Source organism: Bradyrhizobium sp. BRP23 (assembly GCF_020194135.1).
Classification (GTDB): Bacteria; Pseudomonadota; Alphaproteobacteria; order Rhizobiales; family Xanthobacteraceae; genus Bradyrhizobium; species Bradyrhizobium yuanmingense.
Map to the genome: position 1 here is coordinate 17,937 of NZ_JADYVW010000002.1, position 15,096 is coordinate 33,032.

The following is a 15,096-nucleotide window of genomic DNA, read 5'->3' on the forward strand; positions in this document are numbered from 1 at the left end:
CAATCAGGCCGGAACGTCGGCGAGCTTCTCGATCGCCGATTTATGGAGGTCGCTCTGCTGCTGCAGCAGGTTGGCGACCGCGGCGTAGCTGCGCATCACCTCGACCATGCGGGTCATCTCGCCGACCGCATTCACGTTCGACTTCTCGACATAGCCCTGCTGCAGGGTGGACTTGGTGTCGGGCTGCTGGTTCGCCGAGCCGGCGGCATAGAGATTGGCGCCGAGCTTGGTCAGCTTGGCCGGATCGTCGAACGAGACCATGCGGATCTTGCCGCGGATCGAGTCGGTCCGCGCCGTGCCCTCGAGCACCGTGACGGTGCCGTCGGGCGCGACGTTGATGTCGTGGTCGGTCGGCTGAAAGGTGATCGGGCCGGCATTGCCAAGCACGAGATTGCCGTCGGCGGTGACGAGCTGGCCGGTGCTGTTGAGCGAGAACTTGCCGTCGCGGGTATAAAACTCGCCGCCGTTGGCCTGCACTGCGAAATAGGCGCCGCCGTTGATCGCCATGTCGAGCGGATTGTTGGTCGGCTCCAGCGGCCCCTGGCTGATGTTGCGGAAGGTGCCGCGGTCGTGGACATAGGAGACCCGGCGGTCGCGGCCGATGAAATTGTCCTCACGCGCGTTCGAGTTCAGATATTCCTCGAACAGCGAATGGTCGGACTTGAAGCCGTTGGTGTTGGCATTGGCGACGTTGTTGGCGATGACATCCATCTGCCGTTCCAACGTCATCTGCCGTGACAAGCCGATCAGACGCGCGTTCTGCATCGGAAATCTCCCCTGAGCGGATCTGCCATTTCGCTCTCCCAAGCGCCTTGGCGGACCCCGTGACCGAGACCGTCGGGCTCTCCCAAGCCGTGCGGTCTCGGGCCTGTCTCAGCGAAAGCCGTGCCAATCAGGAAAATCACGTAACTTCAATGTGTTGGCGACTTTCGAGGGGCGCGAGCAGGCGGCAGAAAGGTTCTGTTAGCCATGTTTGCCCGGCAGATTTTTCCTAGCGGCGGCCCAATCGAAAGATTCCGTTAACCATTATTACCGTAGCGTTTGCGCATCAGAGGAGCGCATTGCGCTGGGGCATTCGTATCGCGTCATTGTCTGCCAGGAGGCTTCGCTCTTTCGACCCCTTTGAGAGATGAACGGGCGCGGCAACCATGGCAGAGAACGAGGAAGGCGGCGCAGCCGCTGATGGCGCGGAAGCCGCTCCGCCGAAGAACAAGCTCAAGCTCATCATCATGGTCGTCGGCGCGCTCGCCGTGCTCGGCGGCGGTGCTGCGACCTGGTTCTTCTTCTTCCGTCATAGCGGCGATGAGCATCATGCCGAGGCCGCGCCGCCGCCGAAGCCGCCGGCCTTCGTCGACGTTCCCGACCTGATGGTCAACCTCGCCGGTTCGCCCGGCGAGCGCGTGCAATATCTGCGGTTGAAGATCGTGCTGGAGCTGAAGGAAGAGAAGCAGATCGAGGCGATCAAGCCGACGATGCCGCGCGTCACCGACATCTTCCAGACCTATGTGCGCGAGCTGCGCCCGTCCGACCTCAACGGTTCGGCCGGCATCTTCCGCCTCAAGGAGGAGCTGACCAAGCGCGTCAACGCGGCGGTCGCCCCGATCCAGGTCAGCGCCGTGCTGTTCAAGGAAGTCGTGGTCCAGTGAGCATGACGGACTAGGGATCATGGCGGGCAACGACCAAGTCGACCAGGATGCAATTGCCGCCCAGTGGGAGGCCTCGCTCGATAGCGAGGATCCCGCCGAGGCGGCAAAGGCTGCCGCCGAGAACGAGCTATCGGAGACGATGGCCCTGCAATGGGCCGCCATGGTCGAGGACGGCAGCCGCGATCTCGGCACCGGCAAGAATTCCGGCGAGCGGGTGTTGTCCCAGGAGGAGATCGACAATCTCCTCGGCTTCACCGTCGGTGACGTCACGCTCGACGACCATTCCGGCATTCGCGCGATCATCGATTCGGCGATGGTCTCCTACGAGCGCCTGCCGATGCTCGAAATCGTCTTCGACCGCCTGGTGCGGTTGATGACGACCTCCTTGCGCAATTTCACCTCCGACAACGTCGAAGTCTCGCTCGACCGCATCACCTCGGTGCGCTTCGGCGATTACATGAACTCGATCCCGCTGCCCGCCGTCCTCACCGTCTTCAAGGCCGAGGAGTGGGAGAACTTCGGCATGGCGACGGTCGATTCCAACCTGATCTATTCGATGATCGACGTGCTGCTCGGCGGCCGCCGCGGCACCAGCCAGCTGCGCATCGAGGGCCGGCCCTACACCACGATCGAGACCGAGCTGGTCAAGCGGCTGGTCGAGGTGGTGCTGGCCGACGCCGAGCAGGCGTTCCGGCCGCTGTCGCCGGTGACCTTCTCGATCGACCGGCTCGAGACCAATCCGCGTTTCGCCGCGATCAGCCGTCCCGCCAACGCCGCGATCCTGGTGCGCCTGCGCATCGACATGGAAGACCGCGGCGGCAACATCGAGCTGCTGCTGCCTTATGCGACCATCGAGCCGATCCGGGGCGTCCTGCTCCAGATGTTCATGGGCGAAAAGTTCGGCCGCGACCCGGTCTGGGAGGGCCACTTCGCCACCGAGATCGTGCAGGCCGAGATCGCCGTCGACGCCGTGCTCTACGAGGCCGACATTCCGCTCAAGCAGCTGATGCGGCTCAAGGTCGGCGACACGCTGCCGCTCGACATGCGCGCCGACGCCAACGTCACCGTGCGTTGCGGCGACGTCACGCTGACCGAGGGGCGGATGGGCCGGGTCGGCGACCGCGTCGCGATCCGTGTGACGAAACCCTTGCGCAAGCCAAGTACGACACTTGCGATGTTCGAGAAGGTGGACGAGCAGAACAAGATGATGGAGGCCCCATGAACCACTCCCTGGGAATGGCGATCGAGACGCTGGTGGCTATCCTGCTGATGCTGACGATCGTCTACTGCGTCACGCTCAACAAGCGCTTGAGGCGGCTGAAGGCGGACGAGCATTCGCTGAAGGCCGTCATCGCCGAGCTGATCACCGCGACCGAGATTGCCGAGCGCGCGATCGGCGGGCTGAAGCTCGCCGTGCGCGACGTCAACGAGAACCTCGGCAGCCAGCTCGCCGCCGCGACGCAGATGTCGGATCAGCTCTACAAGCAGCTCGGCGAGGCCGACAACGTGGTGCGGCGCCTGTCCAAGATCGCGATCGCCGCGCGTCCCGTCACCAATCCGGAGACGGTCGCCGCGCCCGCGCCCAAGCCGTCGTCCGCGAAGGCGGTGGCGGCGGCCGCCGAAGCCTTCTCCGAGCGCCGACGATCCAACGGCCTTGCCGCATGAAGCCTGGGTATGAAGTCCTTTCGTAACATCCGCGTCATTCCGGTCGTCCTGGTCGCCGTTGCCGGCCTCGCCACGCTGAAGGTGGCGGGCCTTGCGATCAACGGCGGCTATGTCTTCGACTACAAGCCGAACCAGGGCAAGAAATCCTGGGCGGAAGAGAACCTGAATTTCCCGACCGGCCGCGAGGATCCCGACATCACCGGCTCGACCCCTGCGCCGAAGGAAGCACCTAAGCCGGCAGCGCCCGAGACCAAGATGGAGGGTGGCACCGTCGTCAAGATCGACGAGGGGCAGCCGCAGGTCTCGGCCGCGGAGCGCGCGATCCTGGAACGGTTGCAGGCGCGGCGTCAGGAGATCGAGGCGCGCCAGCGCGAGATCGACATCCGCGAAAGCCTGCTCAAGTCGGCCGAGAAGCGCATCGAGACCAAGGTCGAGGAGATGAAGGCGGTGGAAACCCGCATCTCCGCGACCCAGGCCGAGCAGAAGGCCGCCGAAGCCCAGCGCATGAAGGGCCTCGTGACCATGTACGAGGGCATGAAGCCCAAGGATGCCGCGCGGGTGTTCGACCGGCTCGAAATGGGCGTGCTGATCGAGATCGCCTCGGCGATCGCGCCGCGCAAGATGTCGGACATCCTGGGCCTGATGTCATCGGAAGCCGCCGAGCGGCTGACCGTCGAGATGGCCCGCCGCGCCAATGGCGGCGGCGATCAGTCCGCCTCGGCCGGCGAATTGCCCAAGATCGACGGCAAGCCGACGCAAAAGCCGAATTGAGGCTCGAGGAGAAGCGCGCTTTCAATCCGCGCGCTGTCGACTGAAGCCCAGAGAAATGCCTCGTGCGCCTAATTCGCGAAGGCCTGTTGCACCCTGCGAACAGGCGGGCGCAACTGCTGCTCCATCTGGGCGAGGATATTGACCTGCTGCTTGATCAGCGCCGCCTTTGAGACGCGGGTCACGAGCTGCAGGGTGCTGTGGCAACAGGCACATTCATATGTCTTCAGGGCATATCCTCTTGCAATCGGGACGATCGCGACGACCGCTCTTGCTCTGCTACACACAATGCAACCGGCTTCTCCGCTCATTGATTACCCCCAGAGCTAACCAATGCGATTTGCATCGCCGAGATTCACATCTGATTCAGAGTCGCGCGCGAACCGCAACGAGCCGAAGGTTGTGAGTGCGCGCGCTCAGCAACCCGTCAAGGTGGAAATCAGAACCCGTGGCGGATGCAGCCGGGGCAGGCGGCATCCTCCGGGACTGCGATGACTTGACGCGCGCAGGTGTGAAGTGGCGTACAGTGGTGCTCAAGGCGCCGTCCTACGCTTCGGTCATTCGCAGTCGGCAGCGCAGGAGGAGGCCATGAACTACTCGTCCGCAGCAGAACGCGTCATCGAGGCCGTCAACCGGATGCTCATAGCGGCGATGACATCCGCATGGACATCCGCGCTAAGCCATCAGCATGCCGCGCCGCCGGATGGCGAGCCCGGCAACGATGATCAATCTTCTCTTGGCGAAGAGAGCTCCTCGGCGCCCGATGGCGCCGGGACGCAACACTGAAGAGCCCATTGGCTCGGGGCGTCACAAGATCAGATCGTGCAAGCCGTGGCCGTGAGCCGGACTTGGGCCATGAGGCGGATCAACATCGGGCGGAGATGGTTCAGGCGTGAACGCCAGTTCGAGCCCGTGGAATCCTCCAGCGTGGCCGGGATGACCGGCGAGGTCTAGATGATCCGGCACCACGCTGTGCTGTGAGCCCTGCGAAGCGTTATCCTTGAACTTGAACGACTCGCCGAGCTGTTGCGTCTCGCTTGCAAGCGAATGGTTGGCGCCTCCGCTCGACGACTTCAGAAGGCTCGGATTGAGCGTCGCCTCTGCCATTCCATCGTTGGCACGACCGTGGGCATGCGCCGCCTCGTCGGCGTTTCCTTGATGCGAGGCGCCGTGATTCCCGGCATTGTTCCCCGGTGCAAGCCCGCGCCCGGCGTGCTGTTCGGCGGCATTCTGGTCAAAATTCAGCGCGGCGATGGCAATGTCAGGCATGTGGCCGCTTCCAGCAATCGCGCCACTTTTGGCCAGCAATGCTGTGTCGGGACCGGCCAGGTGGTCGAAGACAAAACTGGCCTCCGTCGGTGCGGCGACGTATTGCGACATCGTAGACGGTCCGCTGCCCGAAGGAGCTACCGCAACAATAGCGAGTGTTTCGGTCGAGGGCGTTTGCATCGGGTCCGAACTGGAGATGCTCGAATATTCAGTTTGTTCGATCTGGTCCGAAGGCGTATCCAGGTTGTGGAGCGGCTCGCTTGACTGGATGTCCGGACTCTCTGCGAGGAGCGTGCCGTCGCCGCTTCCGGAGTCGGACGAGATTTCGGAAGTGATCGTCATTAGCCCGGCCGCATCACTCTGCAGGGTTGCGGTGAGGTCGGTCAGCTCGCTGGCGACCGCCACTACAGGCGCCGCTGGCGCCAGGATGAAGTCCGAGGCATCGACGGTTGCAATCCCCTGCAAATGGATTTCGAGCAGACTGGAATCGCCGATGTGCAGGGTCTGGTCCGTTGAGTTGACGTACACGATGGTTTCGTTCGACGCGCTGTCATAGATCCAGGCGATCGTATGTGGCGGCACCGTCGTGTTGGTTGAGCTCAACGCCAGGATGGCAAACCCGAGCGCGCCAAAGGCGGTCAGGTCGATCCTGTCCGCTCCCGATGCGAAGTCGGTGATGGTGTCGAACTGACCGGCACGGGAATCGGCAACGAACAAATATGCGAAACGATCGTTGCCATTGCTGCCGGTGAGTTGGTCCGCACCAAATCCGCCGGTTATGGTATCGGCGCCGTTGTTGCCGTTTACCGTATCGTTTCCCGAGCCGCCGTAGATGGCATCATTGCCATCGTTGCCCTTGATCGTGTCATTGCCTGAGCCGCCATAGAGAACGTCCGTCTTGCCGGTCCCATTGACCGTATCACTGCCGGCTCCCGCATAGATGACCTGACCTGTGTCGCCGCCGCCGGCGATGGTTTCGCTCCCCGGCGTTCCGTACACGTTCGGAGGATCGGAGATCACGACGGATCCGGTGGCCAGGTTGTCAAAATCGTTGGGGTCGGCATCACTGGCGCCATGAATGGCGACGGTCACCGTCTGCGTGGTACCGTCGATCGCGGTTACCGTGAATGTGTCGGTCAGGGTGTCGCCGGAATCGAGAGCCTCAACCACGCTATTGTTGTTGTCGAGGGTGTACGTCCATGCGCCGGCTGCGGTCATCGTGAAGGTGCCGTATCCGTCGTCGCTCGCGGTCGGTGAAGAGATCGCGGTGAACGTATTCGGCGCGTTGTCGACGTCGGTACCGGTCAGCGTGCCAGTCGCGATGGGAGCGCCGGGCGAGAAGGTTCCTGCCTCCGTCACTGAGCCGGTCGTGGTGCCGGAAATGAGGGCCGCGTCGTTGCTGCCGTGAATGGTGATCGTCACCACCTGTGGCGTGCCGTCGAGGGTCGTGACAGTAAAACTGTCGGTGAGTGTGTCCCCGACATTCAGCGCCTGCACCGCGCCGCTCGCATTGTCGAGCATGTAGGTCCACGCGCCGGCGGCGGTTAGCGTAAAGGTGCCATAACCATTCGTGCTTGCCTTGGGCGAACTCAGTGCTGTGAAGGTATTGGACGCATTGTCGACGTCGGCGGCAAACAGCGTGCCGGTTGCGCTCGGGCTGCCCGGTGTCGCATTGGCAACGCCGCCGGCCTCGGTCACCGCGCCGGTCGTGGTGCCGGAAACGATGGCGGCATCGTTGGTGCCATGGATGGTGACCGTCACCACTTGGGCGGTTCCATCCAGAGTGGTCACCGTGAACCTGTCGGTCAGCGTTTCGCCGGTATTGAGCGCCTGCACCGCAGCGTTGGCGTTGTCGAGCGTGTAGGTCCACACGCCGGCAGCCGTCATGGTGAAGGTGCCGTAGCCGGCGGCGCTCTGCGTCGGCGAGCCGACGGCCGTGAATGCATTTGCGATCGTGTCCACGTCGGTATCGGTGAGGGTGCCGGTCGCGATGGGCGTGCCGGGGTTAGCACTGGCGACGCCGCCAGCCTCGATGACGGCGCCGGTCGTGTCGCCGGAGATGACCGCTGCATCACTGGTTCCCTGGATGGTGATCGTCACCACCTGGGGCGTGCCTCCGATCGTGGTCACCGTGAAGCTGTCGGTTAGCGTTTGGCCGGCATTGAGCCTCTGCACTGCGAGGTTCGAATTGTCCACGGTGTAGGTCCACACGCCGGCAGCCGTCATCGTGAAGGTGCCATAGCCGCCGGTGCTCGTCGTCGGCGAACTCACGGCCGTGAACGTATTTGGTGGGTCGTCGACGTCGGTATCGGAAAGCGTGCCGGTCGCAATCGGCGTGCCGGGCGTTCCATTGGCAATGCCGCCAGCCTCGACGATCGAGCCGGTCGTGGTGCCGGAGATGATTGCAGCGTCGTCGACACCGTTGATGGTGACTGTGAACGTCTGACTCGCAGAACTGAGGCCGTCGGAAACCGTGACGACGAAACTGTCGGTCGTGGGCGCCTTCAGCGCGTTGATCGCGATGCTGTCAGGCACGAACGTGTAGGCGCCGCTCGTACTGTTGACGTAGAGCGTTCCGTACGGACCGGGCTTTGACAGGTCGTATGTCACTCCGCCGAGGACCGTCTCGCCGGCGGTTGCCCCTATGACGCCAAAGGTCAGCTTGGCGCTGCCGCTGGTGCTGCTGGCAGCGAAGATTCCGCTCGTCGCAGTGAATGTATCAAACACCACCGTATCGAGCTCGGTCGGCCCCGCTCCGGTGCTGAGTGTCGGCGGTATGGGGTCGAAAACGGGAATGGCGAATGGCGACACAGGCGCCAGCAAATTCTGCAGCGAGGGCGCGTCGGGCTGAATGAAATTGATCGGCTGCAGCAATTGGGTTTTGACGAAGGGAGGCGTGCTCGAGCCATGCGGCCCCTGTCCGTCCAGATTGGCGAGCACGTCCTGCTGTGCGGCGCGCAACTCGTCCATGCGAGCGGCCGAGTTCGCGACCTGATTGACACTGATGGTGGATCCCACTTTCTTGACGATGATCGTTTCGCCGGGATCATCGACGATGATGTGCCGTGGGATCGGCTCCTTGGTCACGAGCTCAAATGCGCCGTGCGCAAGGTCCTTGTAAGTGATGGAGTCGTCATCCAGGAATGTGACGTCCGGGTCCGCGGCCTCGGCATTTTCCGCAACCGAGAAAGTCAATGCTGCAAGCGTCAGCATTCCGAAACCGCCCGCGTGACTTCGGGCGCGAATGCCTGCAATTGGCGTATTCAGCTGGAGAGACCCGGTTTCTGCCAGCCGATCTGGTACGAAACTGAAGCTGCCTCGGGTCACGTCGAACAGGGCTGTAGGTGGCGTGCCTTCGACGTCGAAGACGAATTCGCTCAGCGCGAGGCGAGTGTCGCAGGAGATGTTGAAGAAAGTACCGTCGATAAAGCGAATCGTGATCTGTCCGTCGGCGTCAGTCTCTATCACGTCAGCCCGGTAGACAGGCGCGCCGGCTACGGCCTGTGTGGCGACGCCACTGGCTCGCGTGAGCGTACCGCAGCCGATCGCTGTATGAATATGGCCAATGATTTGGACGGGTAGGGCCGCGGCGGCCCTATTGCCAACCTGGACATCGGATGCAACCAACATGGCTCGACCTCGCCTGGGTGATTAATTCAGGCTCGGCGTGCTGCCATGGTCTTTCGGGGCGGCCCTCGCCAAGGGACAAATATCCTGGGCGCTGGCAGCCGAAGGCTTGCCGCCGAAAATCATCAAGTCTGGTCCAGAGAGACGCATGGCGCGGGGACGGCGGCGCGTAATACCATTCCCGGCGCGTATCCCTCCCGCTAAAGTGATTAAATTGACAAACGAGAGCTTATTTAATTTGTGGCGCTTCCGTAGCGTTACGGTAAACTAGAACGATTAAAATTATTAAACAAGAAATTTATTTATTGCGACCGCGCTTCGCGGTTCAAGAGCGGTTCAAGAAATGAGCCGCCGCTAGTCGATAGGATCTTCTCGGAAAGGGCGGATCATGTGCAGACCTACGACAGCCGCTTTGGCGACCGGCTTGGTCTTGGCGCTAGCCAATTTCTCGCCGAGTGCGGCTCAAGCGCAAGTCGATTCCACCGGGCCCGCCGTCGCCAGCTCGTCTTCCAAACCGATCGGGAAGGTGGCGACGGCCACAGGCTCCGTCACGATCGAACATGCGGGCGCAGTGATCGTTCAAGCGAATGTCTCAAGTGAGCCCGGCCAGGCCAAGAGGGGTGATCCCGTATATCTTGGTGACGTGGTGCTGACCGGAGACGACGGCCGGGTCGGAATAAATCTTAGCGACGGCAGCTCGTTCAATTTATCGAGCAACGCCCGTATGGTGCTGGATCACTATGTGTATGAGCCGGCCGGCAAGTCCAACGCGACCCTGTTCAGTCTTGCCAAGGGAACGTTCACTTTTGTTGCGGGCAATGTTGCGAAGACCGGCGATATGAAGGTCGATACGCCCGTTGCCACGTTGGGGATCCGAGGTACGACGCCGCACATCGAGATTTCTGATGACGGGTCAGCCAAATTTTCGACGCTGATCGAAGAGGGCAAAAGCAAGGTCCTGAAGAAGCCGCCGGCCGGCGCGGCGCCGGAGCCCGATCGAAGCGCCAATCGCAGGCTCATTATCTGTCGGGGATGCTGAGAAGTTTGCTCGGCCGAAGCCGCCGTGATGCCGGCGCAGCGTCCGGCCCGGCAGAGAGACGCAACATGAGTGCTTCGTTTCGCTCGCGGAGTTCGGCGCTTGGTGTGAAAATCGCACGGGCCAGTGTCATCAGGGCAGGGATGCTCATTCTGATCGTTGGACTCTCCGGTTCGTCAGGCTTGGCGCAGACGTCGAAGAAGAGCAGCTCACTCAAGAATATCGAGCTATGTAACGGGTCAGATCGGGTCTCGCCCGAAGCTCGCATCGAGGCCTGCACGGCCTTTATCGATGCGGGCGAGGGGAGCACAAATGGCTTTGCCGTCGCCCACAACAACAGGGGCAATGCCCATAGCGCCAAAGCCGACTACGGAGGCGCGATCAAGGATTTCCTTGAAGCGATCCGGCTCAACCCGAATTATGCGAAAGCCTTCAACAACCTCGGCGTGGCCTATCTGAGGACGGGCTCTTACGACCTTGCTCTTAGCGCTTTTCAGGAGGCGCTGAAGCTCAACCCCAACTATGCCACTGCCTTTGCCAACCGTGCGGCAGCGTTCTTGAAGAGGAATGCGTACGACCGTGCAGCGCAGGACTATGACGAAGCAATTCGCCTTGACCCGAAGCTGGAGGCGGCCTGGAGCGGACGCTGTTGGGCCCGGGCCATCCTCGGCGCCTTGCAGGCTGCGATGGAGGATTGCGAGATGGTGCTTCGATCGGGAGCAGGTAACGCCGCGACATACGATTCGCGAGCCCTGATAAATCTGAAAATGGGACAACTCTCCGCGGCTATCGACGACTACAACGCGGCGCTGCGGTACGCCCCCAAGCTGGCGAGCGCGCTGTACGGTCGCGGGGTCGCCAGATTCAAGCTCGGCGACACAGACGGCGGCAATAGCGATATCTCGGCGGCCAGAAGGATCGAGGCTGGAATCGCCGAAGACTTTGTCCGCTATGGGGTGCCGCAAAGGGACTGACCAGCCGCGACGGCACCGTCGTGCAGCCGTTAACAACTGCTTAACCGCCTGCGTCTCAAATTCAAACTGGCGGATCGGCCCCCCGCTCGATCGGCGCGGCGTGCTGTTCCCGACGCAAATCAAGAGATAGCATTAACAAGTCCTTAATTGGCGAGACCTACAGTCGACGGCACCGCCGGCGTCAGTGCCGGCATGACCGCCGAACCGGAAGAAATGCCGCCAATGGCGCGAGAGGCTGCCGCTGGATTTGTGTCGCGAGCCCACGCATCGGCGCGGGGCTTGTCGCGTCACGCCCGCGCCGCGGCCTTGCTGGCGGCCTGTCTCCTGCTTGGCCTTGCGGCGCCCGGCCGGGCGGCCGATCCGATCAGGGGCGAGGCGACATTTTCAGCCGGTGGCGGCTTTGCCCGTCTCGTCATCAAGCTCGGCGAGGACGTTCCCTCCGAGGTGACGACCGCGGGCTCGATCCTCGTCATCCGCTTCGACCGGCCCGTCGATGTGCCCGTCGAGCGCATTCCGGAAGGCGCGCCCGATTACGTCAATTCCGCCCGCCGCGACCCTGACGGCGGCGCCATCCGCCTGTCACTGGCGCGGCGCGTCACCGTCAACACCATGAACGCCGGCGAGCGCACCTTCATCGACCTGCTGCCCGAGGGCTGGAAGGGGCCGCCGCCGAGCCTGCCCATGGACGTGGTCAAGGAGCTTGCCGAGCGGGCACGCGCGGCCGAGCGTGCGCTGCGCGCCCAGCGTGCCGCCGCGGAGTCCAGGAAGCGTCCGCCGATCCGCGTGCGCGCCTCGGTGCAGCCGACCTTCGTGCGCTTCGTGTTCGAGATGCCCGACGGGGTCGGCGTCTCCTCCGTGCTCAACGAGCAGAAGCTGACGCTCGTCTTCAACGCCAATCTCAATTTCGACCTGGCGGACGCGGTCCTCGCCGCGCCGCCGAACGTCGCCTCGATCAAGCAGAAGTCCGATATCGACCAGACCAATGTCGAGATCGCGCTGATCGGCGATGCCGACGTGCATTCGTTCCGCGACGAGAAGAACTACGTCGTCGACGTCTCCTTCCAGCCCGACAAGGGGAAGTTGGCGGCAACGCCCGAGGCGACGATCGCGCAGATGAAGCCGGTCGGTCGCGGGCCGGCGGCTGCCGCTGCACCTGCACCTGCACCGGAAAAGCCCGCCGCCGAGAAGAAGGACGCCCATCGCGAGATCCCACCGCCGACCTCCGAGACGATCGCGCGCGAGGCCAGGATCGAGATCAAGCCCGAGGTGAAGGTGGAAGCGCCCGCCACGCTGCCGCCCGCCGAAACGCCGAAACCGGCAGCCTCTCCCGCGGCCGAAGCGGCCCAACCGCCCAAGGAAGCTGCGAAGCCGGCGGCTGCGCCTGCGCCCGTCGAAGCGCCCAGGGAGGTCGCGAAGGAACCGGTCAAGGATGCCGCCAAGGATGCTGGCAAGGATGCTGGCAAGGATGCTGCCAAGGCTGGGCCGGGGGAGGTGCCGGTCGCGCCCGCGATTGCCAGCGTCGATGCGCGCCGCGACAGCGACGGCTTGCGCGTGACGTTCCCGTTTCAGGTCGCAACGCCGGCGGCGGCGTTCCGCCGCGGCGACACCGTGTGGCTGGTGTTCGATACGCCGAAGCCCGTCGATGTCGAGGCGATCCGCACCAAGGGCGGCGCGATGATCGGCGAGGTCGGCCGCGTCCCGCTCGACAAGGCGCAGGCGGTGCGCATCCGTCTCACCCGTCCCCTGGTCTATTCGCTGACGAGCGAGGAGGTCGGCAAGGAGACCAACTGGATGTTGACGCTCGCCGACAAGATCCAGGCGACGCCGCTGCCGCTGATGATGTCGCGCAACATCACCGATCCCGCGCTCGCCAATATCGCGATCCCCTTCGCCAATCCAGGCCAGCTGCACAAGCTCACCGATCCCGATGCCGGCGACACGCTCTATGTCGTCACCGCGCTGCGGCCGGTGCGCGGCTTCATCAAGCGGCAGGACCTCGTCGATCTCTCGCTGCTGGAATCCGCGCACGGCATCGCGATCCGGCCGAACTCCGACGAGATCGGCGTCGAGGTCGGCTCCGACAAGGTGATTCTTGGCAAGAAGGGCGGCTTGACCCTGTCGCCGGTCGACATCTCGGCCGAGCGGGCGCCGACCGCCGTGCGCCCGATCTTCAGTCCCGAAGGCTGGCGCAAGGGCCAGTCGGAAAACTTCATGGCGCGCCAGGGCGAACTGATGACGGCGATCTCGGCGGTCGAGCCGGCGCTGCGTTCGCTGCCGCGGCTCGATCTTGCGCAATTCTACATGTCGCGCGCCATGTATCACGAGGCCAAGGCCGTGACCGACGTGATGCTGAGCGATCCGCTCAACAAAGAGGAGAGCGGCGCGCTGATCATGCATGCGATCGCCAACATCCTGATCGGCCGGCCGGCGCAGGGGCTTAAGGATCTCGCCAATCCTGTGATCGGCAACAGCCACGATGCCCAGCTCTGGAAGGCGCTCGCTTATGCGCGCCAGGGCAAATGGGCCGATGCGCGCGAAAAGTTCAAGAACGTCGAATTCGCCATCGCCTCGCTGCCGCTCGACATCCAGCGCATCGTGACGATGGATGCGATGCGCGCATCCCTCGAGGTGAAGGACTATGCCGGCGCCTCCAAGCGCCGCAGCGAGCTCGAGGTGGTCGGTGTCCCGCCCGAGGCCGCGCCAGGCTTCGCCGTGCTGCGCGGCCGGCTCGCCGAGGCGCTCGGCCACGACAAGGATGCGCTCGACGATTACAAGCTCGCGGTCGCCTCGAATGACCGTCCGGCTGCGGCCGAGGCCAAGCAGCTCGAGATCGCGCTGCGTCAGAAGCGCGACGAGATCGGCAAGGACGAGGCGCTGCGTGAGCTCGAGACGCTGTCGATGACCTGGCGCGGCGATGCGATCGAGGTCAAGACGCTGCAGATGCTGTCGCGCCTCTATGCCGAGAACGGGCGCTACCGAGATGCGCTCACCGCCGCGCGCACCGCGACGCGGCTGCAGCCGAACGCCGAAGCCTCGCGTCAGGCGCAGGATCTCGCCTCCGAGCTGTTCACGCAGCTCTTCCTCGGGCCGAAGGGCGACGAGCTGCCGCCGGTCGAGGCGCTCGGGATGTTCTACGAGTTCCGCGAGCTGACGCCGATCGGCCGCCGCGGCGACGAGCTGATCCGCCGTCTCGCCGACCGTCTCGCCTCGATCGATCTGCTCGATCAGGCTGCCGAGCTCCTGCAATACCAGATCGATCATCGCCTCGAAGGCGCCGCGCGCGCCCAGGTCGCCGCGCGCCTCGCCATGATCTATCTCGCCAACCGCAAGCCCGACTTGGCCATCACCGCGCTGCGCGCGAGCCGCATCAGCGATCTCTCCGGGGAGCTCCGGCAGCAGCGCCTGCTGCTGGAGGCGCGTGCGCAGAGCGACGTCGGCCGTCACGATCTTGCGCTCGACATCGTCTCCAACGTCGCCGGGCGGGAAGTGCTCCGCCTGCGTTCCGACATCTTCTGGGCGGCGCGGCGCTGGCGCGAATCCGCCGAGCAGATCGAGCTCTATTACGGAGACCGCTTCCGCGACTTCAAGCCGCTCAATACGGTCGAGAAGAGCGACATCATCCGCGCCGCCGTCGGCTACGCCCTCGCCGACGACTCGATCGGCCTGTCGCGCTTCCGCGAGAAATACGCCCCGCTGATGAGCGAGAGCGCCGACCGTCTCGCCTTCGACATTGCGAGCAAGCCGGCCGCAGCCTCCAGCGCCGAATTCGCCGAGATCGCCAAGCTCGCTGCCAGCGTCGACACGCTCGACGGCTTCCTGCGCGAGATGAAGCAGCGCTTCCCCGACGCCACCGCCCGCGCGCCCGGCGCGCCGCAGGCCAAAGATACGAGCGACCACACCGGCTCGCTGCCCACGATCCCGGTCGTGCGGCAGATCAAGATGACGCGGTAGGACTGTCTCCGCGCGAAGCGCGGCCCGCGACCGCGCCACAAACTCGTCATTGCGAGCGCAGCGAAGCAATCCAGACTCTTTCCGCGGCGGCAGTCTGGATTGCTTCGTCGCAAGGGCTCCTCGCAATGACGAGGAGGGAGCGGGGGCTGTCGCTGAGAGC

At 63.9% G+C, this 15,096-nt stretch carries 10 protein-coding genes; 8 read left to right on the forward strand and 2 right to left on the reverse strand.

Going from position 1 to position 15,096, the window contains the following annotated elements:
* Positions 1-3: 3 nt before the first annotated feature.
* Positions 4-765 carry a flagellar basal-body rod protein FlgF gene (gene flgF, locus I6F24_RS04285; protein ID WP_036027918.1) on the reverse strand — a complete coding sequence of 254 codons (762 nt, stop codon included), beginning with the start codon at positions 763-765 and terminating at the stop codon, positions 4-6.
* A gap of 383 nt (positions 766-1,148) precedes the next feature.
* On the opposite strand from flgF, the gene fliL reads away from it, so the two are divergent.
* The 5 genes from fliL (at position 1,149) to I6F24_RS04310 (ending at position 4,865) form a co-directional block, all read left to right on the forward strand.
* Positions 1,149-1,646, forward strand: a complete 498-nt coding sequence (gene fliL, locus I6F24_RS04290) for a flagellar basal body-associated protein FliL (RefSeq protein WP_036027917.1) — start codon at positions 1,149-1,151, stop codon at positions 1,644-1,646.
* A gap of 19 nt (positions 1,647-1,665) precedes the next feature.
* Positions 1,666-2,868 (forward strand): flagellar motor switch protein FliM, encoded by a 1,203-nt coding sequence (fliM, locus tag I6F24_RS04295; protein WP_036027916.1) that lies wholly within the window; start codon positions 1,666-1,668, stop codon positions 2,866-2,868.
* On the forward strand, positions 2,865-3,311 hold the full coding sequence (locus I6F24_RS04300; RefSeq protein WP_074448249.1) for a DUF6468 domain-containing protein: 447 nt from the start codon (positions 2,865-2,867) through the stop codon (positions 3,309-3,311). Before fliM ends, I6F24_RS04300 begins: the two co-directional genes overlap by 4 nt.
* 9 nt (positions 3,312-3,320) lie before the next feature.
* Positions 3,321-4,082 carry a flagellar protein FlbB gene (locus I6F24_RS04305; RefSeq protein ID WP_036013086.1) on the forward strand — a complete coding sequence of 254 codons (762 nt, stop codon included), beginning with the start codon at positions 3,321-3,323 and terminating at the stop codon, positions 4,080-4,082.
* A 585-nt stretch (positions 4,083-4,667) separates the two neighbouring features.
* Entirely contained in the window at positions 4,668-4,865 is a 198-nt protein-coding gene (locus tag I6F24_RS04310) for a hypothetical protein (RefSeq protein ID WP_225151166.1), read from the forward strand.
* Between the two features lie 21 nt (positions 4,866-4,886).
* Here the strand turns inward: I6F24_RS04310 and I6F24_RS04315 are convergent, their stop codons facing one another.
* On the reverse strand, positions 4,887-8,978 hold the full coding sequence (locus I6F24_RS04315) for a VCBS domain-containing protein (protein ID WP_225151168.1): 4,092 nt from the start codon (positions 8,976-8,978) through the stop codon (positions 4,887-4,889).
* Positions 8,979-9,387: 409 nt separating this feature from the next.
* Here I6F24_RS04315 and I6F24_RS04320 point away from each other — a divergent pair, with 409 nt between their 5' ends.
* From I6F24_RS04320 to I6F24_RS04330, 3 genes are all read left to right on the forward strand, one after another.
* Entirely contained in the window at positions 9,388-10,014 is a 627-nt protein-coding gene (locus I6F24_RS04320) for a FecR family protein (RefSeq protein ID WP_306469098.1), read from the forward strand.
* Positions 10,015-10,079: 65 nt separating this feature from the next.
* Positions 10,080-10,985 carry a tetratricopeptide repeat protein gene (locus tag I6F24_RS04325; RefSeq protein ID WP_225151169.1) on the forward strand — a complete coding sequence of 302 codons (906 nt, stop codon included), beginning with the start codon at positions 10,080-10,082 and terminating at the stop codon, positions 10,983-10,985.
* Between the two features lie 222 nt (positions 10,986-11,207).
* Positions 11,208-14,936 (forward strand): tetratricopeptide repeat protein, encoded by a 3,729-nt coding sequence (locus tag I6F24_RS04330; RefSeq protein ID WP_225151520.1) that lies wholly within the window; start codon positions 11,208-11,210, stop codon positions 14,934-14,936.
* Positions 14,937-15,096: the final 160 nt, after the last annotated feature.

Coding starts and splice junctions, on each gene's coding strand:
- flgF (WP_036027918.1), bottom strand. CDS start 765: ATGCAGAACGCGCGTCTGATCGGCTTGTCACGGCAGATGACGTTGGAA.
- fliL (WP_036027917.1), top strand. CDS start 1,149: ATGGCAGAGAACGAGGAAGGCGGCGCAGCCGCTGATGGCGCGGAAGCC.
- fliM (WP_036027916.1), top strand. CDS start 1,666: ATGGCGGGCAACGACCAAGTCGACCAGGATGCAATTGCCGCCCAGTGG.
- I6F24_RS04300 (WP_074448249.1), top strand. CDS start 2,865: ATGAACCACTCCCTGGGAATGGCGATCGAGACGCTGGTGGCTATCCTG.
- I6F24_RS04305 (WP_036013086.1), top strand. CDS start 3,321: ATGAAGTCCTTTCGTAACATCCGCGTCATTCCGGTCGTCCTGGTCGCC.
- I6F24_RS04310 (WP_225151166.1), top strand. CDS start 4,668: ATGAACTACTCGTCCGCAGCAGAACGCGTCATCGAGGCCGTCAACCGG.
- I6F24_RS04315 (WP_225151168.1), bottom strand. CDS start 8,978: ATGTTGGTTGCATCCGATGTCCAGGTTGGCAATAGGGCCGCCGCGGCC.
- I6F24_RS04325 (WP_225151169.1), top strand. CDS start 10,080: ATGAGTGCTTCGTTTCGCTCGCGGAGTTCGGCGCTTGGTGTGAAAATC.
- I6F24_RS04330 (WP_225151520.1), top strand. CDS start 11,208: ATGGCGCGAGAGGCTGCCGCTGGATTTGTGTCGCGAGCCCACGCATCG.